Source organism: Streptomyces sp. NPDC030222 (genome assembly GCF_055573115.1).
In genome coordinates this window covers 252,966-277,505 of sequence record NZ_JBVICA010000004.1, presented here as the reverse complement: position 1 = coordinate 277,505, position 24,540 = coordinate 252,966, and the positions used below count along the sequence as shown (strand labels likewise).

The window sequence follows — 24,540 nt, the reverse complement described above, 5'->3', positions numbered from 1 at the left end:
TGCCCATCAAGGTCATTGAAGGCAAGACCCGACGCTCGGACTCATTCTGAAACGATCAGTCAGTGCACCGGTGGCTTGATGAGCGGCTCTGCGGCAGGACTTGCGGTGGAGGGGCTACCCGCGGATCATGTTCGTCTCCTCGGTATCGCCTCTGACCACTGTCAGCCCGTTCGGTGCCACGACGCTTGCTGTGCCGTCAGCCGCGATGGTGACCTTCAGTGGGCCACCGGCGACCTGAAGTCCCGTCACGGTCAGTGGGCCGTACTCCTGGGCGAATGTGGGTGCAACCGTCACGGTGCCCACGGGCGCGTCCGCGTCGAGGCCCAGGGCGGACCGGAGCACCATGACCGATGCTGCCGCTGCCCATGCCTGTGGCCGGCAGGATGCGGGGTAGGGCGCGGGCTGTTCGCGCGCCGCGGTGCCGTGGCCCGCGAACAGTTCGGGCAGGCGGGCGTCGAAGCCGGCGGAGGCGGTGAGCAGGCCCGCTGCCAGCGGGGCCGCTGCCTCGGGGAATCCGGCTCGGACCAGGCCGTGTACGGCGATCGCCGTGTCGTGCGGCCAGATCGAACCGATATGGTAGCCGTACGGGTTGAAGCCCACAGACTCGCTGCTCAGCGTGCGCAGCCCGTGGCCCGAGTCGAGGTCCGGCGCGCTCAGCCGGGCCGCCAGCAGGGCACTCTCCTCGCGGTTCAGCAGACCCGTGCCGAGCAAGTGGCCGAAGCCCGAGGTCACCGAGTCCACCGGCCGGCCGTCACGGTCCAGGGCGACGGCCGGGTACGGGCCCCGCGCGTCGTGGACCCAGAACCGCTCCCGGAAGCGGCCGGCCAGCCGCTCGGCCCACTCCTCCCACTCGTCGGCCCCCCGGCGGCCGAACGCCCGCAGCAACGCCGCCCCGCCCAGCGCCGCCTCGTACGCGTACGCCTGCACCTCGCACAGCGCGATCGGCGGGGCAGCGAGGCGGCCGTCCCGGTGGCGGATGGAGTCGCCGGAGTCCTTCCAGCCCTGGTTGGCCAGGCCCCGGCCGGTCTGGTCGATGTACTTGAGGAAGCCGTCGTCGTCGGCGTCGCTGGATGCGCGCATCCAGGCGAGCGCGGACTCGGCGTGCGGCAGCAGCTGTTCGACCTCCTCAGGAGCCATGCCCCAGCGCCACGCGTCGTGCAGCAGGGTGACCCACAGGGGGGTGGCGTCCACCGTGCCGTAGTAGACCGGTGGCAGCGTGAGCGTGTCGGTGAACTCCTGGGTGGAGCGCCGCACTTCGTGCAGGATCTTGCCCGGCTGCTCCTCGGTCGCCGCATCGACGACGCCGCCTTGGCGGCGGGCGAGGGTGCGCAGGGTGCCGGCCGCCAGTTCCGTACCCAGCGGCAGCAGCATGCGGGCCGCCCAGATCGAGTCGCGGCCGAAGAGAGTCAGGAACCAGGGGGCGCCGGCCGCCAGGAACTGGTCGGCGCGCCCTCGGGTACCGTCGTCGGAGAGCGGGTCGGTCAGGCGCAGCCGGTCCAGGTCCGCGACCGACTGCTCCAGCCAGTGGTCGAACCGCCGGTCCGCACTGCACAGGACGGGAGTGCGCCAGGGCAGCTGGTCCGCGGGCCCGGCCGGGAACTGGTCGCCGTCGTCGTGAGTGGCCGTGCAGGCCAGGAGTGCGCTCCAGGACTGGCCGGGGGCGAGTTCGACGTCGTACGACAGTCGCCCGGTCGTCGCATCCAGCGCGTCGGGCGCCGGGGTGCTGAGCAGGCGTACCACGAGTCCGTCGCCGGCCCAGGCCAGTCCGCCCGCCACGGCCTGGGCGGGTACCTCGTCCGGGGCGTGGCCGGACTTCACCCGTTCCATTGGCGCGAGGTCGGTGGCCGCCTCGATGAAGAGCCGGAAGCGGACGTGCTGTGTGCCGGCGTTGCTGACCTCGAAGGTCTCCTCCAGCCGGCCGGAGGAGACCCTTCGGCGCCGGTGCAGGGTGACCGCCGGGTCCGCCGTCACCTCGCCGAGGCCCCGCAGGATCGCGCGGAAGTCTGCACGGTCGGCACCTTGCAGACCGCCCCCGACCGGTGCAAGCGCAATGCCCTCGACGGCTACGGCGAGGTGGGCCAGGCCCCTGCGGTCACCGTGGTAGAAGCCGTCTGCGCCGCTGCCGAGCTGTCCGTCGGCGTGCGAGATCACCAGGCTCGGCGCGCTCAGCGTGACGACGGCGTCGTGCAGGAACGGCTGTAGTCCCTCAGCTACGGGAGGGGTCGTGACCGAGTCGTTGGTGTCTGGGGTCTTGACAGTAGTGTCCACAAGAGCAGAACCTCTCAGGCGTTGGATCGTTCCAAGGACATTAACGACGACGCCACAGCGATGGCAATGCTCTTGTAACGTTCAAATGAGGCGCCGGAAGATCACGTTCCAGCATGCTCGCCCGACCGATCCGGGAGACCCGTATGCCCCGCTCCACCAGCATGAATTCCTCGGCCAACGGCGGCCCGGTGACCCTCGCCATGGTCGCCCGCCGGGCCGGCGTCTCCCCGCAGACCGTGTCCAACGCGATCAACTCGCCGGACCTGCTGCGTCCCGAGACCCTGGAGCGGGTCCGCCGCGCGATCGACGAGATGGGCTACCGCCCCAGCCGCGCCGCACAGACGCTGCGCACCCGTTCCAGCAAGCTCATCGGCTACGGCATCCGGCCCACCCCGCCCGGCACCACGGCCCCGGTCATGGACCGATTCCTGCACGCCCTGTCCGAGGCCGCCGACGAGGCCGGTTACCGGATCTTGCTCTTCGCCGCACGCGCCGGCGGCGCGAGCCTCGAGGGCTACGAGGAACTGCTCGACAGCCATGATGTCGACGGCTTCGTGCTCAGTGACACCGAACGCAACGACCCGCGCCAGGCCTGGCTGGCCAAGCGGGGCGTGCCGTTCGTGGGCTTCGGCCGGATGTGGTCGGCGCGGCAGATCGGCGACTGGGTCGACGTGGACGGCGCTTCGGGCACCGACGCGGCGGTGGAGCACCTGGTCGCCCTCGGGCACCGCAGGATTGCGTTCCTCGGCTGGCCGCGCGGCTCCGGTGTCGGCGACGACCGCGCCGAGGGCTGGCAGCGGGCCATGCGCCGGCACGGACTGCCCACCCGCGGGCGGCGCGGGCAGAGCGTGAACGACATCGACGCGGCCCGCGCCGCTGCGAAACCGCTCCTGGACGCAGGCACGACCGCCGTGATCGCGGCCAGCGACATGCTGGCGCTTGGCTGCTATCAGACGCTGCGCGAGCGCGGCGCCCTCCCCGGGCGGGACGTCGCCGTGGTCGGCTTCGACGACTCGCCGACCGCCGAGATCCTCTCGCCCGCTCTGACCTCCGTCGCCCAGCCGCTGGAGGAAGCCGGCCGTCAGTGCGTGAGGCTGCTGCTGGCCCGCATGGCCTCCCCCGACGCCCCACCCGAGCGGCTCCTGCTGGAGCCGTCCCTAATCGTCCGCGACAGCACCACCACGTCAAGGTCCACCGTCGCCGAGTAGGCACCTGCCGCCGGCCGGTCCCTCACCCAGTTCCGCCCTCCTCGACCCCCACACCCCGGGCCCACGCCCCTGTGCCGCCCGGGTGGAGCCGCCTCGTACCACCCCGAACCCTCGGAGGAATCCATGGTCAACCGTACGGCCGCCGCCGCCCTCCTGGCCTGTGCGGCACTGCTGACCGCCACCGGCTGCTCGTCGAGTTTCGACAGCAGCAAGGAGACGGTGCAGAACACCAGCTCCAGCCAGCACCTCACCGTGCTGATAGCCACCTCGGGCGAGGCCGAGACCAGCGCCGTCAAGCAGGCGGCAGCCGCCTGGGCGAAGAAGTCCGGCAACACGGTGACCGTGGAAGTCGCCAAGGACATGAACCAGCAGCTCGCCCAGTCCTTCGCCGGACACAAGCCGCCGGACGTCTTCTACGTCAACTCCGACCAGTTCGCGAACTACGCCAAGGCCGGCTCCCTGTACGCGTACGGGGACGACATCAAGGACGCGGACGACTTCTCCGCCCAGCTGCGCGCCTCCTTCACCCACGACGGGAAGCTGGTGTGCCTGCCGAAGGACACCTCCACCCTCGCCCTCGCCGTCAACACCGGGCTGTGGAAGAAGGCCGGGCTGACCGCGAAGGACTACCCGAACACCTGGGCCCAGCTCAAAACGGTCGCCGCCAAGCTGACCAAGGGCGACGTCACCGGGCTGGTCATCAATGGCGAGTACGCGCGGGTCGGCGTCTTCATGAAGCAGGCAGGCGGCTGGATCACCAACCCCGACCAGACGAAGATGACCGCCGACAGTACGCCGAACACCGAGGCCCTGGACTACGTGCAGTCGCTGCTGGAGTCCGGCGCCCTGAAGTACGCCAAGCAGGTCGACACGGGCTGGGGCGGCGAGGCCCTCGGCAAGGGCAAGGCTGCCATGACCATCGAGGGCAACTGGCTCACCGGCGGGATGAAGGCCGACTACCCGGACGTGAAGTACACGGTGGTCCCGCTGCCCGCCGGTCCTGCCGGGAAGGGCACGCTCGCCTTCAGTACCTGCTGGGGCGTGGCCCAGGCAAGCGCCCACCGGTCGGCCGCCGTGGACCTGGTGAAGTACCTCACCACTGCCGCGCAGATGGTCAAGAACGCGGACGCCTTCGGCGTGATGCCCTCCCGTACCAGCGCCCTCGCCGAGTACGCGAAGAAGAACCCTTCCGCCGAGGCATGGGCCGAGGCCACCGCCTACGCGCAGGGCCCGGTGACCGTCGGCGGCTTCGACAAGGTCCTCACCCAGTTCAACACCGACCTCGCCGCACTGAGCACCGGCGACCCGAAGAAGATCCTCGCCGACCTGCAGCGCAACGGCGAACAGGCCCTGGCGAAGGGCAACTGAGCATCCATGTCCCCGCGTACGTCACAGCACCCCCGCCCGGCCCCGCGTTCCCGCGCGGGCGGGGGTCCCCGTACGGCCGTCTCGCCGGGCGCCCCTGACACGCCCGGCGAGACGGGCCCAGCCGCGGCGCCCCGCGCCAAGCCCGCCCCGCGCGTGGGGCGCCGCGCCGAAGCCGCATGGGGCTGGCTGTTCGTCAGCCCCATGGTGCTCATCCTCGGCCTGTTCCTGGTGCTGCCGATCCTGATGGCCCTGTGGGTGAGCCTGCTGGACTGGGACGGGCAGTCCAACCCGTTCAGCGGACAGACGGAGTTCGTCGGCCTGGACAACTACCGCACACTGTTCACCGAGGACGGCCTGGACCGCACACTGTTTGCGACCTCGCTGCGCAACAACGCCTACTACGTGCTGCTGACCGTGCCGATCCAAACAGGCCTCGCACTGACGCTGGCCCTGATCGTCAACCAGAGGCTACTGCGCGGCCGGAGCGCACTGCGCACCACGTTCTACTTCCCCTCGGTCACCAGCTCCATCGCCGTCTCCACCGTCTTCCTCTTCCTGTTCCAGGGCAGCGGCGCCGTCAACATGCTGCTGTCGTGGATCGGGGTGAAGGGCCCCAACTGGTTCGCCGACCCCCGCGGCGTGCTGTCACTACTCCTCGGCACCCTCGGAGTCTTCGACCCCGACAAGCCGTCGGGCCCTCTCGCCGACCACTCCTTCATGGGGCTGTCCTGGTACGAGTGGCTGTCCGGGCCCTCCGTCGCGATGTGCACGATCATCCTGCTCGCCGTGTGGACAACCTCCGGCACCTTCATGCTGATCTTCCTCGCGGCGCTTCAGAACATCCCGCGCGAGCTGGAGGAGTCGGCCGCGCTGGAAGGGGTGGGCCGCCTCCAGATGCTGCGGTATGTGACGCTGCCGGCACTGCGGCCCGTGCTCTTCCTCGTCCTGACCCTGGGCCTGATCTCCACCTGGCAGGTCTTCGACCAGGTGTACGTGATGAGCCAGGGCAGCCCGGGCAACACGACACTGACGCCGGCCTACCTGTCGTACTCGGCTGCCTTCGACGACGCCGATTTCGGGCAGGGCGCGGCCATCGCGTTCGTGCTGCTCGCGCTGATCCTCTGTATGACCGCCGTCCAGCGCTGGGCGCTGCGGGAGCGCGGCGTCCACTCCAGGAGGCACCGATGAACACGAACGCCGCGGCCCGACAGACGCAGGGGCGTCCTGTCCTCGGCCGATTTCCTCCGCTGCTACGGCTGCTGGGATACGCCCTGGTGGTGGCGCTCGGGTTGTTGTACCTGCTGCCGTTCGTGCTCCAGTTGGTGACCGGGTTCAAGACGGACCCGGACGCAGCCGCACATCCCCTCGGGCTGATCCCGACCACGCCGACGACGGCCGCCTACCAGCGGCTGTTCGGACTGGGCCGGGCCGGGGACGGGGTACCGTTCGTGCGCTGGCTGGGCAACTCGGCCTTCGTATCGGTCGTGGTGACGGCCGGCCGCGTGCTCTTCGCCTCGATGGCCGGGTACGCGCTGGCACGACTGCGCTTCCCGGGCCGTACGCTGCTGTTCGGCCTCGTGCTCACAGTGATGGCGGTGCCGGGCGTGGCCCTGCTCATCCCGAAGTTCCTCGTGCTGAACACCTTCGGGCTGTTCGACACCTACACCGGCATGATCCTGCCCCTGCTGGTGGATGCGGGGTGCATCTTCATCATGAAGCAGTTCTTCGAGTCCATCCCGCGGGAGGTCGAGGAGGCCGCGCGAGTGGACGGGGCCGGGGTGTGGCGCATCTTCCGGTCCGTGGTGCTCCCCATGGCCCGGCCCGCGCTGATCACCGTGACAATCCTGTCGTTCCAGGGCTCGTGGAACGAGTTCACCCACTTCCTGGTGGCCACCCAGTCCGGCCAGTACGAGACACTGACCACGGGGCTCGCGCGATTCGTCTCGGGCGGACTTGGCGGCGGTACGCAGTACCCGCTGAAGCTGGCGGCGGCCCTGCTGTCGACGCTGCCGGTGGCGGCGCTGTTCTTCTGCTTCCAGCGCTACTTCGTGCAGGGAGCCAACTCGGGGGCGGTCAAGGAGTAGCCGAGGGCAACGTGCCGCAGAACTCCACCTCCGGCCGGCGCCTCGCGCGGGCAGGGACGTGGGCGCCGACGGCACCCGTCCCGCGCGCACCTCGACTCATTCCCCACCGTCGACCGACACCCCTGCTCCGCCCCCAACACACCAGCGAAGGCCGCCCACCAAGCTCAAGCAGTGGCCGGCACAGCAGGAGGACCATGCCCGCACGCCGCATACTGAGCAGGTGGCGGACGGCCAGACCGGCGAACAGCAGCGCCCAGAAGCCGACCTCACAGGCCACGATCAGCGTGGCGATCACGATGAGGCCCTCCTTTCATTCGGATCCGGCCTGTCGGCCGGCGCGCGCCCGATCGTCGTCGTGAGTGACGAACCGCGGCTACATCCTTCGATGTAGCCGCAGCTCACTCCAGGCGAGGAGGCCACGGGCCCGCCCCAGAGTGTTTGATGGGGTGATGAACCTCCCCCGCGCCCCTACCGCGACGATTCCCGCTGATCCTGATCCGTTCGAGCCAGCTGCGAGGGCGGGATCGGGCTCACCTCCCAAGCCTCGCCGACACGAGGCTCGCCAAAGAGACTTCAGCTGTGCATATAGAGGTACAAGGTTCGATGTGGCCTGCCGCCCGCGCCGGTTCCCGGCTTGGTGAACACATCCTCATCTGGTCACCAGTCATGCCGCGACGCACGGTGCCCTCTTCAGTAACGCGGGCACTGACGACACGGCACCGGGACATGCAGGCGAACTCATGACCACGACACTGACCGACGCCAAGCGCGCAGCGCGTGTTCTGCGCGATGACCTGATCCGAATCGGCGTGGCGAACGTCACCCACAGCCAAGCGCTGGAATTCGTCGCCCACCAGCTGGGCCATCGGGACTGGAACACCGCCTCTGTAGCCCTCGGCAGCACCCCCGGCTCAGGTATGCACGGCCCCGTTCCGGTCCTGCGTATCCAAGGATGGACAGCTGCCCGAGAGTTCTACGTCGACTATCTCGGATGTGCCGTCGAGTGGGAGCACCGATTCGAGCCTGGTATGCCGCTGTACGCACGGCTTCGCCGCGAGCTGATGGTCCTCGACGTGTCCGAGCACCACGGGGACGGAACCCCCGGCTCGGTCCTCTGGGTTCCGGTCGACGACATCCGCAAGCTGCACCGGGAACTCTCCGGCAAATCCTACGGGCGGGTGCGACCGGGAATCGACAACGACGCGCCCGGTGGTCCGACCATGGAAATAACCGATCCCTTCGCCAACGTGATCAGGTTCTGCGAAGCAGCCGAATGAGTCCCCGGGTGTGACTACCCGGCAGCTGCACCAGGGTGCGCAGGAAGCGGTCCTCGCGACGGTCAACACCTGCCGAAGAACCGGATGACGCGTACGCGGCTTAAGGATCAAGCTGAGCGGTCGACTTGTGGGGCGGTGCCGGATTGCACAGGCCGCGGTCCGGGCGAGCGCGTACGGACGGCGACCGTTACGAGCACAGACCTGCGATTCCCGGGCAACGGCTGGGCGGACCGCCTGCGTCTTGGCTGATGTTGCAGGGCTCGGCGTCTGCTGCCGCCGGTGGCGGTAGTCCGCCAGCGGTGCATTGAATACTTGAGGATGAGGAACGTGAGCAACAAGGCCGACGAGACGGGCGCCAGGACTCCGCAACAGCAAGAGTCGCCGGCGGAGGGGGCCTGGGAATTCCTGTGGGGGTCGCCTGGCCTGTTCCTGCTGGTGTCGATGGCGCTGTTCATCGCGCGACGCAATGAGCAGCAGGTGCAGATGGCGTGGAACCTCTATCTTCTCGCCTGGGCTCCTCTGGTGGTGATGGGCATGGTGAGCCTGCTGATACGTAAGAAGCCGCACATGCCCAGCCTCAAACTCAGTCTGCTGCTGCTGGTGGCCCTGGGGGCATACAACCTGCTACGGCATCACGACGGCTTCCCGTACTGACCGATCGTTTCAGAATGAGTCCGAGCGTCGGGTCTTGTGTTCAATGATCTTGATGGGCAAGGTTCCAGGGGTGCCTGCTGATCTTGTTCCTGACGGCGTGTGGGAGCGGGTGGCTCCGCTGCTGCCACCCGTTCCCGAGCGGAGCCGCCGCTGTCCGGGGCGGCTGCGTGTTCCTGACCGTGCCGCCCTCGCCGGCATCCTGTACGTGTTGCGGACCGGTGTGGCCTGGAGTGACGCGGAGACCGTGGGCCGCTCCGGGGTGACGGCCTGGCGCCGGCTACGGGACGCCGATGCCCGCCTCGTCGTCGCGGCCGGCCGACTGCTGCCGGCGACCACGGCGACCGCGAGGAGCCTCAGGCGTCCGGCGTGGGACCGTGCCACACCGTCGTGGTGTTGCAGAACTCCCGGATGCCGTGCCCCGACAGCTCCCGTCCGTATCCCGAGCGCTTCACGCCCCCGAAGGGCAGCGCGGGGTGGGACGCGGTCATCCCGTTGAAGAAGACGCCCCCGGCCTGCAGATCCCGTACGAACCGGGACACCTCGGCCTCGTCGCGGGTCCATACGTTGGAACTCAGCCCGAACGGTGTGTCGTTGGCGAGGGCCACCGCCTCGTCCAGGTCGGCGACCCGGTACAGCGTGGCGACGGGGCCGAACGTCTCCTCCTGGTGGATGCGCATGTCGGGGGTGATCCCGGACAGCACCGTCGGCTCGTAGAACCAGCCGCCCTCCAGTCCCTCGGGCCGACGTCCGCCGCACAGGGCCCGGGCACCCTTGTCCAGCGCGTCGTCCACCAGTTCCTCCAGGTCGGCCCGCCCCCGCTCACTGGCCAGGGGGCCGACGTCCGTCGACTCCTCCATCGGGTCGCCGACGGTCAACTCCCGCATCCGGGCGGTGAACCGCTCGGTGAAGGCGTCGTACACGTCGGTGTGGACGATGAACCGCTTGGCCGCGATGCAGGACTGCCCGTTGTTCTGCACCCGTGCCGTCACCGCGGTCCGCGCGGCACCGTCGAGGTCGGCGGACGGCATCACCACGTACGGGTCGCTTCCGCCCAGCTCCAGCACGGTCTTCTTGACCTCGTCCCCGGCGATCGACGCGACGGAGCGGCCGGCGGGCTCGCTGCCGGTGAGCGTCGCGGCGGCCACCCGGGGGTCGCGCAGGATGCCCTCGACGGCGTCGGAACCCACCAGCAGCGTCTGGAAGCACCCCTCCGGATAGCCGGACCGGCGGAAGAGGTCCTCCAGATAGAGGGCCGTCTGCGGCACGTTCGACGCGTGCTTCAGCAGGCCCACGTTGCCTGCCATCAGCGCCGGTGCCGCGAAGCGGACGACCTGCCAGAGCGGGAAGTTCCAGGGCATGACCGCGAGCACCACACCGAGCGGCCGGTAGTGCACGGCCGCCCGGGACGCGCCGGAGTCCTTGACGTCGTCGGGCGACGGGTGCTCGTCGGAGAGCAGCTGCTCGGCGTTGCGTGCGTACCAGCGCATGGCCTTCACACACTTGGCCGCCTCCGCCCGCGCACCGGTGATCGGCTTGCCCATCTCGGTGGTCATCGTCCGCGCGATCTCCTGCTGGTCCTCCTCCAGCAGGTCGGCGGCGCGGTCGAGCAACCGTGCCCGTTCGCCGAAATCGGTGGTCCGGTACGACAGGAAGGCCGCGTATGCCGTGGCCAGGCGCTGTTCGATGTCCGCGGGACCCAGTGCCTCGAACGTGCGCAGCGTCTCGCCGTTCGCCGGATTGACCGTCGCGATGGGCATGGGTGCGTCCTCCTCGACTCGGTACTCCGACCCTGCCGCGCCCGGGGAAGGGCCGCAACGCGAGGCCCGCAGAGGGCTTACGGGCGGTGTTGCGCATCCCTCGCGCCGACAGCACCCTGCTGCGGCGGCAGCAGGTCTGACATCGGCCGTCGCCGTCGCGGGCGGTCAGTCTCCGGCGATGCAGCCGCCCGGTTCGAGCGCGGCGGCGTCCGCGGAGTCGAGTGCCGCGGTCAGCGCGTTCAACCGCTGTCGCAGGTCACCGAGCTCGTCCAGGGACAGACCGGTCGCGGTGCTGATCCTGCGCGGTACGTCCAGGGCCTGCTCCCGCAGGGCGACACCGGAGGCGGTGAGGCGCACCGTCACCGAGCGCTCGTCCTCGGGGCTGCGTCGCCGCTCCACGTGTCCCGCCGCTTCCAGACGCTTGAGCAGCGGGGACAGGGTCCCGGAGTCGAGCCGAAGGTGCTCGCCGATGGCCTTGACGGGCTGCTCGCCGTGTTCCCACAGGACGAGCATCACCAGGTACTGGGGGTAGGTGAGGCCGAGATCCCGCAGCGCGACCCGGTAGACGCCGTTGAAGGCACGCGAGGCGGCGTGCAGGGAGAAGCAGATCTGGTGGTCGAGGCGCAGGAAGTCCTCGCTGCGCACCTGGGTCGTCGGCTCCGTCATGCCGACCAGGATAACCGCAGCCCCATTTAGTTGCGCACAATTGAATCGTGTGCTCTAGTTGTTCTCGCAAGGTTCCGCATGGACGAGAGGGATGGAACTCATGGACGCTCTGTACACCGCGGTCGCCACCGCCAACGGCCGCGACGGCCGCACCGTCAGCTCCGACGGCCGGCTGGACCTCCCGCTGGCCATGCCCCCGGCGCTGGGCGGCAACGGTGAGGGCACCAACCCCGAGCAGCTGTTCGCGGCCGGATACGCGGCCTGCTTCGCGAGCGCCCTCGGCCTGGTCGGCCGCCAGGCCAAGGTCGACACCGGCGACATCTCGGTGACCGCGGAGGTCGGCATCGGCAAGGACGAGACCGGCGGCTTCGGTCTCAAGGCCACCCTCCGTGTCGAACTCCCCGCCTCCCTCGAGGGCGAGACCGGCCACCTCCTGGTGAAGCAGGCCCACGAGGTCTGCCCCTACTCCAAGGCCACCCGCGGCAACATCCCGGTGGAGCTCGTCGTCGAGTAGGCGACGAGCAAGCACGGACGCGCCGCACACGGGACCGCCCAGCACCGCCGGGCGGTCCCGTCGCGCGTGCGGGGTCGGCCCGACAGCACGCTCCCCCCCGTAGTTCCCTTCCGGGCGGCTTCGTCAGGGGCGGGGCGGCTTCGTTCCACGACGGCCCGTCCCGGGGCTGTCACCCGAACGTGTGGGCATCGGGACCTTGGCGAATGTCCACGCGGACGCGGGTCACGGAACTTGCCAGAGTGAGCGTCGGCCCGCCGGGCCGGTGAACCAGGGGAGTTCCATGCCGATCATGAACAGCCGCGCCCGCCTCGCCGCCTTCGGCGCCACCGTGGTCCTCACCGTCGCGGCGCCGGCCCACGCGGCGCTCGACACGGGTGCCCCGGCCGCCGCCCCCGGCAGCGCCCCCCAAGCGCGCGGCGCGGGTCATGTCGAGACCCGGCTGTTCTTCGGCACCGAACGCCCGGACGGCGGCCCCGCCGTCACCGACCAGCAGTTCCGTGCCTTCATCGACGAGCAGGTCACCCCGCGCTTCCCCGCCGGGCTCACCGTCCAGGAGGGGCGCGGGCAGTGGCGTGACGCCACGGGCACGATCGAGCGCGAGCGTTCCTACGAACTCGTCCTGCTCTATCCGTCGGCCGAGGCCGCGCGGCGCGACGGGCAGATCGAAGCGGTCCGGGACGCGTACGAGCACGCCTTCGCGCAGGAGTCGGTGGCCCGGCTCGACCACCCCGTACTCGTCGACTTCTGAGCCCGGAACACGCGTGGAAGCGAAGCCGACACCGCTCCTCACCGCGGTCATGGCGGGCCTCACCCTCATCACCGGGATCATCGAGGCGGTCAGTGTCCTGGCGCTCGGCCCCGCCTTCACCTCGACGCAGACCGGAAACGTGCTCTTCCTCGGATTCGCGGTGATGCGCGAAGGACACCTCTCCGTCCTCGCGCCCGCGGTGTCCCTCGGAGCGTTCATGGTCGGAGCGCTCGTCGGCGCCCGCATCGAATCCGGCGTGGACGCACGCCGCCGCCGATGGTTCGTGGCGGGCCTGGTCGTCGAAGCCGGGCTGATCGCACTGGCGGCGCTGGCGGCACGGGGCGTCGAACCGGCAGAGGGCGAGCCGAAGACCCCTCACATCGCAGCCATGACCGTCCTGGCCTTCACCATGGGCGTCCGGAACGTCACCACACTCCGGGCCAATGTGCCGGACATGCCCACCACGCTGGTCACCCGAGGGGTGACCGCCCTGGTCGGCGGCTCGGCGCTCGGCCACGACACGGTCCTGGGCCGTGGGGCCTCCGCGACGCGACGGCGGTTCCTCGCGGTCCTCGCCATGTTCGCCGGAGCGGCCGTCGGCGCCGGACTTCTGCACGCCCACGTCTCCGCGACGGCCGTCCTCCTCCTGGCAGGATCGTTCGTCCTCGCCCTCGCCACCATGTGCGCGGCCACGCCCGGTTTCCGTCCGCCCGCACCTGCGTAGGCCCACCGCGCGGACGCCTGGCGGCGGTACCCGGCCACCGCAAGGGCCGGTAGGCCAAGGTCCGGCCTGCCTTCGGGCGGAACCACCTCGCCCATGCCCCCTTCCGGGTCACCCGAAGGGGACGCTGCCGCCCCGCCGACAGCGGCGCGGGGCCGCCGCGAGCACTCCGCGGAGGGCACCGCCCGACAGCAGGCGACCCCGGCAGAGTGGCCGGCCCTGGCGGTGGGGACGAGGCCGGGCTCGTCGGCGTCGGCCCTTCGACGCAAGCCCTACCGCTTGCCCCTCCTTGGATCCGCCCACCCGGTGGCGGGCACCACCGTCATGACCGCCCTCTTCGACAAGGCCCCCTCTCGGACAGGGCGGATTCTCGACGAGGCGGGCAGTGCGCAGCGGGAACGGTTCCTCGCCCGGGCGCCGCCGGGTGACGCCAAACGCCGCCGTTCGGCCGGGCAGGGCGCTCGGCGGGCACCTCACCGCGCGTGCCGCGCGCCGGGGCCCGCAACCCGACTTCGTACGACTCCCTCTCGCTCCGAAGGACCGACGGTCACCCGCGCACCGCGACGCGTACCGGGCCCGCGGCCGGGTCCACCGCGGAGGTCCAGGCAGAGGGCAGGACGAAGGAGCGGCCTGGGAAGGCCGTGCGGACGGACCGGTGGCGACGGAGCAGCCGGCCGTCCTGGTGGACCGTGAGGACCGGCCGGACCAGGACGTCCGCGGGGCGGAGCAGGAAGCGGCCGGACGGTGGGTGGAGGGCGTCGGCGGCGAGCAGGTTCGGGGAGATCCAGTGCAGGGGCGCGTCCACCAGCACCGGTGTCCGCTCGGCCGGCCAGGGCGCACCCGCGAGATGGCGGAGGACCGCGTCCGCCGCGGTCGCGCCGCCGCGCGCCGCGGTGTCGGCCGTCTCGCCGGGGTGGAGCATGTTGCCGGCCGCGAAGACGCCCGGCCGGGACGTACGGCACGCCGCGTCGACAGCCGGTCCGCGGGTACCGGCATCCCGGAACAGCCCGCCCGCCCGGGTGAGTTCGTCGTCGGGAACCCAGTCGCCGGTGAAGACGACCGTCTCGCAGCCGATCGTCCCCGCCCGGCCGTCGTCGTGCCGCACCGCCACCCCCGACAGCCGGCCCCGGCCCAGGAGTTCCGTCAAGGTGGTGCCCGTGAGGACCGGGACGTTCCGCCACGGCCCGTAGGCCGTCCGGTGCGGCAGTCCGCTGACGACGGCGACCACGTCCGCACCCGCCAGTCGCAGCACCCGGACCGCGACGCGGCTCACCGGTTCGGCTCCCACCACCACCGCACGGCCGGGGACGCGGTGGCGGTACGTGTGGACCCACTGCTGCAGCTCACCCGTCGTGAACACCCCGGACGGCCGGGTGCCGGGCACCAGCCGGGCGGTGCGCGGGCGTTCCCGTGCCCCGGTGGCGAGCACCACGGCGCGCGCGCCGATCCGTTCGAGTCCTGCCGGGCCGGTGGTGTCCAGGGTGAGCGGCCCCGCCCAGCCGGTCACGGTGACCCCGGTGCGCAGCGCCGCCCCGGCGCGTACCGCCCGGTCGGCCGAGCACTGCGCGTACTCCGGGCCGGTCATCGGCCGGCGCAGGTCACGGAGCCCGAACCCGCCGCGACGGCAGTGCCGGGGAACGCCGCCCGCCACCGGGTCACGCTCCAGCACCTCCACCCGGCCCGCCCCACCCGCGGCGAGCCGCGCCGCGGCCGCGAGTCCGGCAGGGCCCGCACCGACGATGAGGACGTCCACGGAGCGCTCGGCCCCCCTCACCGGCGTCCTCCTTCGGCCCGTTCGAACAGATCGCGTACGGCCGCCCCGCAGTGGAAGCCCTGACATCGTCCGCCGCGCGCCCGGGTGCGTCGGCGCAGCGCCTCCGGGGTTCGCGGTGGGATCGGTCCGGCCAGGGCGTCGCGGATCTCGCCGCGGCTCACCCGCTCGCAGTGGCAGAGGAGGATCCCGTACTCCGGGTCGGAGGCGATCAGTTCGGCCTGCCGGTACGGGCGGGGGGACGCCTCGCCGAGGTTCGGCATCCGCACCGGCACCGTAGGGCCCGCCCGCCCCGGCTCCAGTCCGGCCTCGACGAGCAGGTCCACGACGTGCGCGGCGATCGCCATGGAGGCCGTCAGCCCGGTGGAACGGATGCCGCCGACGCACACATAGCGGTGTTCGGGCCGGACACGGATGCGGTAGTCGTCGTGCTCGGTGGCGGCACGCAGACCGGCGTAGACCGCGGTCACCTCCTCGTCCAGGAGTTCCGGCACGATCCGCCGGCCCTTGTCCAGGAGCGCGGCCAGCCCCTCGGCGGTCGACTCCGTGGCGTCCCTGTCGTCCAGGTCCTCGGCGGTCGGGCCGAGCAGGACGTTGCCGTAGACGGTGGGTGCCACCAGCACCCCCTTGCCGCTCGCGGTGGGCACCGGCAGCAGGATGTGCCGGACCAGCCCGCGGGCGAACTTGTCGAACACGATGAACTGGCCGCGGCGCGGAGCGACCGTGAAGTCGTCGTGGCCCAGTTGCCGGTCCAGGACGTCCGCGTGCAGACCGGCGGCGTTGACCAGCCGGCGGGCCCGCAACAGGCCTCGTACGGTGGTCAGTTCGTGCGCCGCGCCGCCGTCCGTGACGCGTTCCACCCGGCAGTTCAGATGCAGGTCCGCGCCGCCGAGCACGGCCTGGGTGGCGTAGGCGAGCGTCGTCGTCCACGGGCAGACGATGCTCTCTCCGGGTACGTCGAGCGCGCCGAGCGCGCCCGGTCCCAGGTGCGGTTCCCTGGCCCGGAGCTCCTCGGCACCGATGAGACGTGCTGCGTGGTACTCGTTGCGCCGGGCCTTCGCCGCCAGGCCCGGCAGCGCGGCCAGTTGTTCCTCGTCCCAGGCGACGAGCAGCGCGCCGACGGGTTCCACGGGAACGCCGGTCTCGGCGGCGTAGGCGATGAGCCTGCGCTGTCCCTCCCGGACGAGACGGGCCTCGAGCGAGCCGGGCACGGCGTCGAAACCCGTGTGCAGAATCGCCGTGTTGGCCTTGGAGGTGCCGTCGCCGACGTCGTCGGAGGCCTCGACGAGGGCGATCCGCAGCCGGTACCGGGACAGTTCGCGGGCGATGGCCGTGCCCACCACTCCTGCGCCCACGACCGCCACGTCGTACAGCTCGTCGGGCAGCGGGCCGCCCGCGGTGACGGTCATGGTGCCGCCGGGGAGCGGTCGAGCAGACCCGCGACGGCGTCCCGGAAGACCGCGCGGCGCTCGGCCGCCTCGTCGGTGGAGATCCGCGGTTCGTAGACGGCCGACGGAGGCCGCACCGTAACCACTTGGTCCACCGTGGCGCCGGGGTCCACGCCCAGCCGGGCGAGCGCGCCCACACCGATCGCCGTCGCATCGGGCACCGCGGAGACCTCCACGGGCCGCTGCAGCAGATCCGCCTGCGTCTGCATCAGCAGCACCGACCGGGTCAGCCCGCCGTCCACCCGCAGCGCACCCGACAGCGGCCCGCCGAGGTCCGCGGCGGCCGCGTCGGCCAGCTCCGCGACCTGGGCGGCGATGCCCTCGCACAGGGCGCGCACCAGATGGCCGGCGGTCGTGTCCAGGCCGAGCCCCGTCAGCGAACCCCGCAGATCGCCGCGCCACCAGGGCGCGGCGAGCCCCGCGAGGGCCGGTACGAACGTCACCCCGCCCGCATCGGGGACACCGGAGCCGACCCGGTCGAGGTCCTCGGCGCCGGAGACGACTCCCAGGTCGCTGAGCCAGCGCACCGCGGAAGCCGCGGTGTACACCTGTCCGTCCAGGCAGTAGCTGGTCCGCCCGGCGAGCCGCCAGGCCACACAGGCGACCAGCCCTGAGCCGCTGCGGCGGGGCAGTGGTCCGGTCTGCGCGAGCAGGAAGGCGCCCGTGCCGTAGGTGCACTTGGCAGTGCCGGCCGCGGTCAGGTTCTGGGCGAACAGGGCGGCCTGCTGGTCGACGATCAGCCCGGTGAGCGGGATCTCCGCGCCGAAGGCGGTGGTGGTGCCGACCGGGCCCGCCGCGTCGACGATCCGCGGCAGCCGTTCACCGTCGAGACCGAACAGGGCGAGGGCGCGCGGCGACCACGCCACGGTGTCCAGATCCATCAGCTGGGTGCGCCCCGCCGTGGCCGCGTCCGTGACGAAGGCACCCGTGAGCCGGTGCACCAGCCAGACGTCGCTGGTCGTCACCACGCCCTCGCGGGTGAGACGGCCGCGGACCCACGCCATCTTCGGGGCGGCGAAGTACGGATCGAGCGGCAGCCCGGTGAGCTGCCGCAACTCCTCCGCCTCGGCGGAGAGTCCGGCGCACACCGATTCCGCCCGGCGGTCCTGCCACACGATCGCGTCGGTCAGCGGTGTGCCCGTCGCGGGGTCCCAGGCGAGGACCGTCTCGCCCTGGTTGGCCAGGCCGACCGCGGCGACCGGCTCCCCGGCCTCGGCGAGCGCCTGCCGCCCGGCGTCCAGGACCGACGCGAGGAGCCCGGCGGGATCGGTCTCGACGGCCCCGCCCGCGGAGTGCCGGGGCCGCACCGGTGCGAAGCCCGTGCCGATCACTCCCCGTTCCGGGCAGACGACCAGCGCCTTGGTCCCCGAGGTGCCCTGGTCCACGGCGAGGACCGGGCGGTCGCCCGTCATGCGGCACCCCGCGGCGGAGTCCCGCGCCGCGCCGGCTGTACGGAGGGCGACGTCGCGAGCCGGGCGCGATGCGGCGACGGCGGGGCGGGAACGGTGAGGAGAGCGCGAGACGCTGTGCACGGGCAACGCTTTGCAGTCAGCATGTCCAGTTCTTCGGTCGGGGGAGCGGACGACTGGAGACGATCACCGAGGGCCAGCCTGAACCAGCAGGCTGTCGACCGTCAAGGCCGTGCCCCGACCCCCGGCGGCGGAGCGGTCAACTTCCCTCCGTGATCGAATGGTTGCAGAAAGATTCGGCAACCGATCACCTCCGGGCTGATCTCGCTCTAGACTGATCGCCGACCAACTGCCGTTCCGTACAGGGAACTTCGTTCCGGCCACGACGCCGGACCGTCCGGACCCTGTTCCGTACCCCGCTGCCGAAGGATTCATGACAACGATGCCATGTACTGCGCAGGCGGCTGTCTGATGCCTCCCCGGGAGTTCCGGCCCGTCTACCATCCGGCGGGCCATGACGACGGGCTGCGCGCGGCCGTTCAGGACGTCCGGACCGGACGCTGGATTGCGATGCGGAACCTGCTGGTCGCGACACCCTCATGGGCGCAGTGGACGCAGCGGACCCAGGTGCTCGCGACGGTCGCCGCCGGATCGGACGTCGTGGAGACCTGGCGGACCGAGGAACCGCGCAGCGCGATCGCCGCGATGATGCACACCCGTGTCGTCGTCGAACGCACCGTCCGCGCCCATCGCGAACGGCACCCGCGCACCGGGGAGTTATGGCACGAGGCCCGGGAGGCCTGCCGGATCGCCGCGGAGGGCGCTCCCGCCGACCCGGTGCCCTGGGTGTGCCTGCTGGCCCTGGCCCGGCTGGACGAGCGGCAGCACGCGGAGGAGCACCGGCAGCTCCCGCCGTCACCGATGCTGCCGCCCGGCCCCTGGGGCCTGCTCACCGAAGCCGACAAGCGCGACCCGCACAACCGTGAGGCCCACCACCGCATGCTGCAGTTCGTGTACGGCAGGCCCGCCACGGTCGCGATGACCGAGGCCGCCCACTTCGCCCGGTGGTCCGCCGCGTCCGCCCCCGCGGGATCGGCCCTGCACGCCCTGCCCCTCTACGCCAGGGCGGAGCGCTACCGGCGCGAGCGGGGCCACGAGCGGGCCCTCGACCTCCACTGGATCGGCCGGGACGCCACACGCGAGGCACTGCGCGCCCTCACCGCGTGGTTCGAGCCCGCATCCCCCGCCGACCGTTCCCTGCTCGACCTCAACCACCTGGCGCACGCCCTGTGGGGCGCCCTCCGCTTCCCCGAAGCGGCCCGGGTGTTCGAGGCGCTCGGGCCGTACTACACCCCGCTTCCGTGGGCCTACCGCACCCGGCGGCCCGGTGAACAGGGCGCCGCCCTGGAGGTGTTCCTCCGCGCCCGGGCCCGCTCTCTCACCACCGCGCACGATCCGTGACGCGAGCGGGCCGGCGCGGTGCTCCCCGTGCCGCCGGCGGCCGCCGATGGGGACGCGCGCCGGCACACACGTCGGCGGAGACACCTCCACCGGCCCGCCCCGACCATCGCGCGCTGCCCACGGAGCCCGCGCCGGGTGCCCGTGACGCGTCCCGATCGCCGTCCTCGTCTCCCTCGGGCATGGCCCCGCCCCACCGGGTCACGCCCGTCGTCATGTCCCGTCGTCACGTCCCGTCCGCATGTCCCCGTCCTTCACGTCCCCAGGAGGTTCCACGGTGTCCCGTACGGCTCGGCCGAGTTCCGGCCGGCTCCCGGCCCGGCAGCACGCCCCCCACCAGGGCCGCACACCCCACCAGGACCGCCCCCCGCAGCGGGACGAGGAGCAGCGGCTGCGCGACCTCGGCTACCAGCCGGTCCTGGCCCGCCGTATGGGCGGCTTCGGCAACTTCGCCATCAGCTTCTCGGTCATCTCCGTCCTGTCCGGCTGCATGACGCTGTACGGCTTCGGACTCGGCACGGGCGGACCGGCCGTGATGATGTGGGGCTGGGCGGGCGTCGGGCTCTTCGTGCTGTGCGTCGGCCTGGCGCTGGCGGAGGTCACCAGCGCGTACCCGACCTCGGGCGCCCTCTACTACATGGCCGACCGGCTCGGCGGACGCCGTTGGGGCTGGTACACGGGCTGGCTCAACCTCCTCGGCCTCCTGGGCGCGATCGCCGGTATCGACTACGGCGCCGCCCTCTTCATCGGCGCGTTCCTGAACCTCCAGTGGGGATTCGACCCGACACCCGCCTCCACCATGGTCGTCTTCGTCGTCATCCTGCTGCTCCACGCCGTGCTGAACCTCTACGGCGTGCGGCTCGTCAGCGTGCTCAACTCCGTGAGCGTCTGGTGGCACCTCGGCGGGGTCACCGTGATCGTCGGGGCGCTCGCCCTCGTCCCGGACCACCACCAGTCCCCGTCGTTCGTCTTCACCGAGTTCGTCAACGACACCGGCTGGGCGAATCCGTTCTACGTCGCCGCGATCGGACTCCTCCTCGCCCAGTACACGTTCTCCGGATACGACGCCTCGGCGCACCTCTCCGAGGAGACCTCGAACGCCTCCGTCGCCGCGGCCCGCGGGATCGTACGGTCCATCTGGGTGTCGTGGATCGCCGGTTTCGTCCTGCTGACCGGACTCACCTTCGCCATCCAGGACTACGCCGGGACCCGCGGCACCGAGACCGGGGTGCCGCCCGCGCAGATCTTCCTCGACGCCCTCGGCACGGTCGGCGCGAGCGTCCTGCTCCTCGTCGTCATCGTCGCCCAGCTGTTCTGCGGCAACGCCGAAGTCGCGGCCGCCAGCCGGATGGTGTTCGCCTTCAGCCGGGACAACGCCCTGCCGGGCTCGGCTCTCTGGCGCCGCGTCAGCAGCCGCACCCAGACACCCGTCCCAGCGGTGTGGCTCGCGGTCACCGTCGCCTGCGTCCTCGCCCTGCCGTCCCTCTACTCGCCGACCGCCTACGGCGCCGTCACCGCCATCAACGTCATCGGTATCACCCCCGCCTACGCGATCCCCGTGTTCCTCCGGCTGCGCGCCGGCGACCGGTTCACGCCCGGGCCCTGGCACCTGGGCCGCTGGAGCAGGCCGGTCGGATGGATCGCGGTCGGCTGGGTGGCGGTGGTCACGGTGCTCTTCTGTCTTCCCCAGTCAGCCCCGGTGACCGTCGACTCCATGAACTACGCGTCGGTCGCCCTCGTGGTCGTGCTCGTCCTGGCGACCGTCTGGTGGTACGCCGCCCGGCGCTCGTACGGCATCCCGCCCACCGCGTACGGAAACGAGCGCGAACAGGCGGAGATCGCGGGCGGCATCGTCTGAGTCCGTGCGTACGGCACCTGTCGGCCGGGGCACGGGGAGGATTCCTGTGGCCCCGGCTCAGGCCGAGCGGGCCGGACGGACCGAGCGGGGCTCCTCCCGGCCGAACGCCCGGCCGTCGCTGACCGGGATGTGGTAGATCGCGAAGGCGTGGCCGATCACCGGCTGGGCCACGTTGCGCACCCAGACTCCGCCACTGGTCATGCCGTGCTCGGTGCCGAGATGGGCGTGGCCGTGTACCGCGAGGTCCGCCCCGGCCCCGTCCACCGCCTCGGCCAGTAGATAGCTGCCGAGGAACGGATAGATCTCGATCGGCTCGCCGGCCAGGGTGTCGGGGACGGGCGAGTAGTGGGTGAGCGCGATCCGCACCCCGCAGTCCGCCTTCGCCAGTTCCTCCAGGGACCGCCGCAGGGCGTCCGCGGACCGCCGGGTGACCTGTACGAAGGCCTTCATCTCGGGCTCGCCGAACTCCCCGGCGCTGCCCCCGGCGAAGCCTCCGCAGAATCCCTTCACGCCGGCCACCCCGACCCGAGTCCCGTCGACGTCCACCGTCGCCGTCCCGCCCTCCAGGACCCTCACCCCGGCGTCCCGCAGCGCAGCGGCGACTTCCTCCTCCTGGCCGCTCTGGTAGTCGTGGTTGCCGAGGACGGCGACCACCGGCACGCCCAGGCCTGCCACTTCGGCGGCCACCACCCGGCCCTCCTCGACGGTGCCCACGCGCGTGAGGTCGCCTGCGAGCAGGAGTACGTCCGCGCACTCGGGAAGGGTTTCGAAGGCCGGACGCAGCCGACCGGCACTGTCCTGGCCGAGATGGATGTCACCGACGGCCGCGACGCGGATCATGCCAGCTCCTCGGGGTGGTCGGGCACCGAGGCGTCCGCCACGACCAGGTCCGCGCGCAGCGGCATCCCCGCGAGTTCCTCTTCGGCGATGCGCAGGATCTCGTCCCGGCACGCGGCGGAGGACACGGTGCCGTGCAGCAGCACGTTCATCCCGCGCATCTCGATCCGGACGCCCAGCTCGGCGACCCGTTCGCCGGCGAGGCGTTCCCGCAGATGCGCGATGCGGTACTCGGAGGTCTCCGCCGAAGGGTTCACGATGCCGCCTCCCGGGGTTCGATCACGTCGAGCCGTTCGAGCAGGTACAGGAACGCGTCGGGCATGGGGGAACTGCCGTGTTCCCGACGGAGCCGGTTCCAGTCGACCCTCTCCCGCAGGGTCCTGGCCATCGGCAGCACTTGCCCGAAGTCGCAGTGGCGTTCGGAGAAGGCCGCGAGCTGACTGCCGACGAGGTCGGTCGGCGCCAGTACTGGCATGTGAACCGAATCGACCGGCAGCGTCTCGGCCCGGTCCAGGAGCTCCCGGTCCACCGGCCGGCCCCCCAGCGCGAAGATCAGGTCGATCTCCTCGCCCAGGCAGCGGGCCTTGACCAGCCAGTCCTCCGGAGGCGTCCGGACCTCGATGCCGGCCTCCTCCAGGGTGCCCGTCACCGCCTCGGCGTCCTCGCGCGGGATGCAGAAGTCGCTGTCGTGCTGGAGCCGGGCGGCTGCTCCGTACGCGTACGCGGCGACACTGCCCGCGAGTGCGAAGCGGTGACCGGCCGCCTTGAGCAACGCGCCGACCCGCTTCGTCGCCTCCAGGATCGCCTGCGTCCGGTCCGGGGGCAGGGGCCCGGCCCCCGTGTCCCGGTGGGTGCCGGCCGTGGCGGCACCCCGGCCGTCGTCGCCGGCCAGGAGCAGCCCGGCTGCCGGAGCCCGGCTGTCGCCGGGGCCGGTGACCGCCTCGGGCTGGGTCATGACTGGGCTCCGTTCTCCCTGCCGCCCCGCGGATCCGGCACGGACTCTCCCGGGAACGGCTCACCGGGCCGAATACCCGGGGGAGCGCATACCAGACATCCACGATATTCCGGAGCCCGCCCGACGGCGATGCCGCTCCGTGGGGCGGTGATCAGCCGGCCAGGTGCGCCGTCAGGCGTTCCAGGAACGCGGTCTGCGCCTGCACGATCCGTGTCGCTGCCTGTTCGACGGTGAACCAGGCGACCCGGTCGATCTCGGGGAACTCGCACATCACACCCGAGCCCTTGGGCCACTCCATGGTGAACGTGCCCGGGACGACGAGCGCCGGATCGAGGTCGCCCTCCAGCGCCCAGATCGTCACGATCTTGCCGTTGGCCTGGCGAACCTCGCCCAGCGGGACGACATCGCCCGCGGGTGGTGCGAGGCCCAGCTCCTCCGCGAACTCGCGCCGTGCGGCGTCGAGGGGCGCCTCGTCGTCCGGGTACTCGCCCTTCGGGATGGACCATGCTCCGGCGTCCCGCCGCTCCCAGAACGGCCCGCCCATGTGTCCGAGCAGCACTTCTGTACCGGAGGACGCCCCCCGGTACACCAGAAGCCCGGCGCTGCGCTTGTCCGGCATGGCTCCCAGTGTGGCCGCCAAGTGGCCGGATGACCATGGCGCGTGCGGGGCGCGATGGTCCATCACATGCCCCGCCGTGGCGTGGCGCGCCGTACTCGTCCGCCCGTCGGACTGTCGCCGAGGGGACCGCGAGCAGGTGGCAGAACCGCGGCCCGTGATAGGGGAGGGCCGGGGTTCCGCCAGGGCAGCGCCCAGGCAACCGCCGGCACAGGTGAGGGCCGGGCGCCCGCCCGAGTAGGGGAGGGCCGGGCGGCAGCGCGGTTGGTGGCCCGGGCGTCCTGCGGGACGGGTGAGGCCCGGGCGTCCGGCGGGGCGCGGCGGGCCCAGGTGCCCGCGGGGGTTCGGGCCGGGCGGGCGCCTGCCCGGGCAGGGGAGGGCTGGGCGTCGGCGCGGGCAGCGGTCCAGGCATTCGCCGGGGCACGGAGGCTCAGGTGTCCGCCGGGGCACGGGACGGCCAGGTGTCCGGGCCGGTCAGTGGCCGTAGGAGCGGCGGCAGACGGTGACCAGGGAGGGGTCGACGACGCCGTCGGCCAGTCGGCACATGAAGCCGGTGTCATAGGCGGACAGGGAGCGCGGCAGGGGCGCCCGCGTCGTGAGGCGCGGTCCCACCGTGCCCGGACGCGAAGGGTGCTTCGCCCGGAGGACCCGGCGGACGGACGGGCCCGCACTGTCGCCGTGGGCCGGGCGCACCCGGGCCTTCCGTGCCCTCGCCCTGCGCGCGTCCGGCGTGAACGCCCGTCCCGCGGCCCGTCGTTCCGTGGCGTTCGGTGCGGCCACGTCCCGCTTCCCCGCGCCCCGTGCGGGCGGCGCGGCCACCTGCGCCTCCCGGGCAGGTGCGGCTTGCGCCAGCTCCTCCCGGGCCGGGGCCTGGACCGGCGTCGGGTCTGCCGCCGGTCCGGGCGGCGGGCTTCCCGTCCGCG

The 24,540-nt window shown here is 71.9% G+C and carries 22 protein-coding genes and 1 pseudogene; 12 read left to right on the top strand and 11 right to left on the bottom strand.

What is annotated here, in order from left to right; genetic code table 11:
* Nucleotides 1-114: 114 nt before the first annotated feature.
* On the bottom strand, nt 115-2,268 hold the full coding sequence (locus tag ACZ4Z5_RS08185) for an amylo-alpha-1,6-glucosidase (RefSeq protein ID WP_468258370.1): 2,154 nt from the start codon (nt 2,266-2,268) through the stop codon (nt 115-117).
* Between the two features lie 143 nt (nt 2,269-2,411).
* Here ACZ4Z5_RS08185 and ACZ4Z5_RS08180 point away from each other — a divergent pair, with 143 nt between their 5' ends.
* From ACZ4Z5_RS08180 to ACZ4Z5_RS08150, 7 genes and pseudogenes are all read left to right on the top strand, one after another.
* Nucleotides 2,412-3,476 carry a LacI family DNA-binding transcriptional regulator gene (locus tag ACZ4Z5_RS08180; RefSeq protein WP_468258756.1) on the top strand — a complete coding sequence of 355 codons (1,065 nt, stop codon included), beginning with the start codon at nt 2,412-2,414 and terminating at the stop codon, nt 3,474-3,476.
* A 123-nt stretch (nt 3,477-3,599) separates the two neighbouring features.
* Nucleotides 3,600-4,844 carry a sugar ABC transporter substrate-binding protein gene (locus ACZ4Z5_RS08175; protein WP_468258368.1) on the top strand — a complete coding sequence of 415 codons (1,245 nt, stop codon included), beginning with the start codon at nt 3,600-3,602 and terminating at the stop codon, nt 4,842-4,844.
* Between the two features lie 201 nt (nt 4,845-5,045).
* Nucleotides 5,046-6,032, top strand: coding sequence for a carbohydrate ABC transporter permease (locus ACZ4Z5_RS08170; RefSeq protein WP_468258753.1), 987 nt, complete (start codon nt 5,046-5,048; stop codon nt 6,030-6,032).
* Nucleotides 6,029-6,928, top strand: a complete 900-nt coding sequence (locus tag ACZ4Z5_RS08165; RefSeq protein WP_468258366.1) for a carbohydrate ABC transporter permease — start codon at nt 6,029-6,031, stop codon at nt 6,926-6,928. Before ACZ4Z5_RS08170 ends, ACZ4Z5_RS08165 begins: the two co-directional genes overlap by 4 nt.
* Nucleotides 6,929-7,668: 740 nt before the next feature.
* Nucleotides 7,669-8,205, top strand: coding sequence for a glyoxalase superfamily protein (locus tag ACZ4Z5_RS08160; protein ID WP_468258364.1), 537 nt, complete (start codon nt 7,669-7,671; stop codon nt 8,203-8,205).
* A 327-nt stretch (nt 8,206-8,532) separates the two neighbouring features.
* Nucleotides 8,533-8,859 (top strand): hypothetical protein, encoded by a 327-nt coding sequence (locus ACZ4Z5_RS08155; RefSeq protein ID WP_468258361.1) that lies wholly within the window; start codon nt 8,533-8,535, stop codon nt 8,857-8,859.
* Nucleotides 8,860-8,902: 43 nt separating this feature from the next.
* Nucleotides 8,903-9,139, top strand: a pseudogene (locus ACZ4Z5_RS08150) (transposase); the annotation flags it as partial.
* A 73-nt stretch (nt 9,140-9,212) separates the two neighbouring features.
* Here ACZ4Z5_RS08150 and ACZ4Z5_RS08145 read toward each other — a convergent pair.
* On the bottom strand, nt 9,213-10,616 hold the full coding sequence (locus tag ACZ4Z5_RS08145; protein WP_468258358.1) for an NADP-dependent succinic semialdehyde dehydrogenase: 1,404 nt from the start codon (nt 10,614-10,616) through the stop codon (nt 9,213-9,215).
* 165 nt (nt 10,617-10,781) lie between these two features.
* Entirely contained in the window at nt 10,782-11,282 is a 501-nt protein-coding gene (locus ACZ4Z5_RS08140; RefSeq protein ID WP_468258355.1) for a MarR family winged helix-turn-helix transcriptional regulator, read from the bottom strand.
* Between the two features lie 100 nt (nt 11,283-11,382).
* Between ACZ4Z5_RS08140 and ACZ4Z5_RS08135 the strand changes: the two genes are divergently transcribed.
* The 3 genes from ACZ4Z5_RS08135 to ACZ4Z5_RS08125 all read left to right on the top strand — a co-directional run bounded on the left by ACZ4Z5_RS08135 (nt 11,383) and on the right by ACZ4Z5_RS08125 (nt 13,268).
* Entirely contained in the window at nt 11,383-11,796 is a 414-nt protein-coding gene (locus ACZ4Z5_RS08135; RefSeq protein ID WP_468258353.1) for an organic hydroperoxide resistance protein, read from the top strand.
* Nucleotides 11,797-12,076: 280 nt separating this feature from the next.
* On the top strand, nt 12,077-12,544 hold the full coding sequence (locus ACZ4Z5_RS08130; protein WP_468258350.1) for a DUF3574 domain-containing protein: 468 nt from the start codon (nt 12,077-12,079) through the stop codon (nt 12,542-12,544).
* Nucleotides 12,545-12,557: 13 nt separating this feature from the next.
* Nucleotides 12,558-13,268 carry a YoaK family protein gene (locus ACZ4Z5_RS08125; RefSeq protein ID WP_468258348.1) on the top strand — a complete coding sequence of 237 codons (711 nt, stop codon included), beginning with the start codon at nt 12,558-12,560 and terminating at the stop codon, nt 13,266-13,268.
* A 544-nt stretch (nt 13,269-13,812) separates the two neighbouring features.
* Here the strand turns inward: ACZ4Z5_RS08125 and ACZ4Z5_RS08120 are convergent.
* Genes ACZ4Z5_RS08120 through ACZ4Z5_RS08110 form a run of 3 tightly spaced genes read right to left on the bottom strand, consistent with a single transcriptional unit; the run spans nt 13,813 to nt 17,896 of the window.
* Complete coding sequence (locus ACZ4Z5_RS08120; protein WP_468258345.1) at nt 13,813-15,039, bottom strand: FAD-dependent oxidoreductase; 1,227 nt, start codon at nt 15,037-15,039, stop codon at nt 13,813-13,815.
* On the bottom strand, nt 15,036-16,445 hold the full coding sequence (locus tag ACZ4Z5_RS08115; protein WP_468258342.1) for an FAD-dependent oxidoreductase: 1,410 nt from the start codon (nt 16,443-16,445) through the stop codon (nt 15,036-15,038). The genes ACZ4Z5_RS08120 and ACZ4Z5_RS08115 overlap by 4 nt, the downstream gene beginning before the upstream one ends.
* A complete protein-coding gene (locus ACZ4Z5_RS08110) occupies nt 16,442-17,896 on the bottom strand; it encodes an FGGY family carbohydrate kinase (RefSeq protein WP_468258339.1) in 1,455 nt (484 codons plus the stop codon). The genes ACZ4Z5_RS08115 and ACZ4Z5_RS08110 overlap by 4 nt, the downstream gene beginning before the upstream one ends.
* Before the next feature lie 468 nt (nt 17,897-18,364).
* Here ACZ4Z5_RS08110 and ACZ4Z5_RS08105 point away from each other — a divergent pair, with 468 nt between their 5' ends.
* Nucleotides 18,365-19,354 (top strand): hypothetical protein, encoded by a 990-nt coding sequence (locus tag ACZ4Z5_RS08105; RefSeq protein ID WP_468258751.1) that lies wholly within the window; start codon nt 18,365-18,367, stop codon nt 19,352-19,354.
* Nucleotides 19,355-19,592: 238 nt separating this feature from the next.
* Complete coding sequence (locus ACZ4Z5_RS08100; protein ID WP_468258337.1) at nt 19,593-21,209, top strand: amino acid permease; 1,617 nt, start codon at nt 19,593-19,595, stop codon at nt 21,207-21,209.
* Nucleotides 21,210-21,266: 57 nt separating this feature from the next.
* Here ACZ4Z5_RS08100 and ACZ4Z5_RS08095 read toward each other — a convergent pair whose 3' ends face one another.
* The 5 genes from ACZ4Z5_RS08095 to ACZ4Z5_RS08075 all read right to left on the bottom strand — a co-directional run bounded on the left by ACZ4Z5_RS08095 (nt 21,267) and on the right by ACZ4Z5_RS08075 (nt 24,397).
* Nucleotides 21,267-22,049: a metallophosphoesterase family protein gene (locus ACZ4Z5_RS08095; RefSeq protein WP_468258334.1), complete on the bottom strand. Its 783-nt coding sequence runs from the start codon at nt 22,047-22,049 to the stop codon at nt 21,267-21,269.
* Nucleotides 22,046-22,303, bottom strand: coding sequence for a hypothetical protein (locus ACZ4Z5_RS08090; RefSeq protein WP_468258332.1), 258 nt, complete (start codon nt 22,301-22,303; stop codon nt 22,046-22,048). Before ACZ4Z5_RS08090 ends, ACZ4Z5_RS08095 begins: the two co-directional genes overlap by 4 nt.
* The gene (locus ACZ4Z5_RS08085; protein WP_468258329.1) at nt 22,300-23,001 is read right to left on the bottom strand and encodes a nucleotidyltransferase family protein; all 702 of its coding nucleotides are present in this window, start codon (nt 22,999-23,001) and stop codon (nt 22,300-22,302) included. The genes ACZ4Z5_RS08090 and ACZ4Z5_RS08085 overlap by 4 nt, the downstream gene beginning before the upstream one ends.
* Nucleotides 23,002-23,152: 151 nt before the next feature.
* Nucleotides 23,153-23,620, bottom strand: a complete 468-nt coding sequence (locus ACZ4Z5_RS08080; RefSeq protein WP_468258327.1) for an NUDIX hydrolase — start codon at nt 23,618-23,620, stop codon at nt 23,153-23,155.
* 471 nt (nt 23,621-24,091) lie between these two features.
* Entirely contained in the window at nt 24,092-24,397 is a 306-nt protein-coding gene (locus tag ACZ4Z5_RS08075; RefSeq protein ID WP_468258325.1) for a hypothetical protein, read from the bottom strand.
* Nucleotides 24,398-24,540: the final 143 nt, after the last annotated feature.

Excerpts from the sequence above, each read along its gene's own strand:
- ACZ4Z5_RS08180 (WP_468258756.1), top strand. The coding sequence starts at position 2,412 with ATGCCCCGCTCCACCAGCATGAATTCCTCGGCCAACGGCGGCCCGGTG.
- ACZ4Z5_RS08175 (WP_468258368.1), top strand. The coding sequence starts at position 3,600 with ATGGTCAACCGTACGGCCGCCGCCGCCCTCCTGGCCTGTGCGGCACTG.
- ACZ4Z5_RS08170 (WP_468258753.1), top strand. The coding sequence starts at position 5,046 with ATGGTGCTCATCCTCGGCCTGTTCCTGGTGCTGCCGATCCTGATGGCC.
- ACZ4Z5_RS08165 (WP_468258366.1), top strand. The coding sequence starts at position 6,029 with ATGAACACGAACGCCGCGGCCCGACAGACGCAGGGGCGTCCTGTCCTC.
- ACZ4Z5_RS08160 (WP_468258364.1), top strand. The coding sequence starts at position 7,669 with ATGACCACGACACTGACCGACGCCAAGCGCGCAGCGCGTGTTCTGCGC.
- ACZ4Z5_RS08145 (WP_468258358.1), bottom strand. The coding sequence starts at position 10,616 with ATGCCCATCGCGACGGTCAATCCGGCGAACGGCGAGACGCTGCGCACG.
- ACZ4Z5_RS08140 (WP_468258355.1), bottom strand. The coding sequence starts at position 11,282 with ATGACGGAGCCGACGACCCAGGTGCGCAGCGAGGACTTCCTGCGCCTC.
- ACZ4Z5_RS08135 (WP_468258353.1), top strand. The coding sequence starts at position 11,383 with ATGGACGCTCTGTACACCGCGGTCGCCACCGCCAACGGCCGCGACGGC.
- ACZ4Z5_RS08130 (WP_468258350.1), top strand. The coding sequence starts at position 12,077 with ATGCCGATCATGAACAGCCGCGCCCGCCTCGCCGCCTTCGGCGCCACC.
- ACZ4Z5_RS08115 (WP_468258342.1), bottom strand. The coding sequence starts at position 16,445 with ATGACCGTCACCGCGGGCGGCCCGCTGCCCGACGAGCTGTACGACGTG.
- ACZ4Z5_RS08110 (WP_468258339.1), bottom strand. The coding sequence starts at position 17,896 with ATGACGGGCGACCGCCCGGTCCTCGCCGTGGACCAGGGCACCTCGGGG.
- ACZ4Z5_RS08105 (WP_468258751.1), top strand. The coding sequence starts at position 18,365 with ATGCCTCCCCGGGAGTTCCGGCCCGTCTACCATCCGGCGGGCCATGAC.
- ACZ4Z5_RS08100 (WP_468258337.1), top strand. The coding sequence starts at position 19,593 with ATGTCCCCGTCCTTCACGTCCCCAGGAGGTTCCACGGTGTCCCGTACG.
- ACZ4Z5_RS08095 (WP_468258334.1), bottom strand. The coding sequence starts at position 22,049 with ATGATCCGCGTCGCGGCCGTCGGTGACATCCATCTCGGCCAGGACAGT.
- ACZ4Z5_RS08085 (WP_468258329.1), bottom strand. The coding sequence starts at position 23,001 with ATGACCCAGCCCGAGGCGGTCACCGGCCCCGGCGACAGCCGGGCTCCG.
- ACZ4Z5_RS08080 (WP_468258327.1), bottom strand. The coding sequence starts at position 23,620 with ATGCCGGACAAGCGCAGCGCCGGGCTTCTGGTGTACCGGGGGGCGTCC.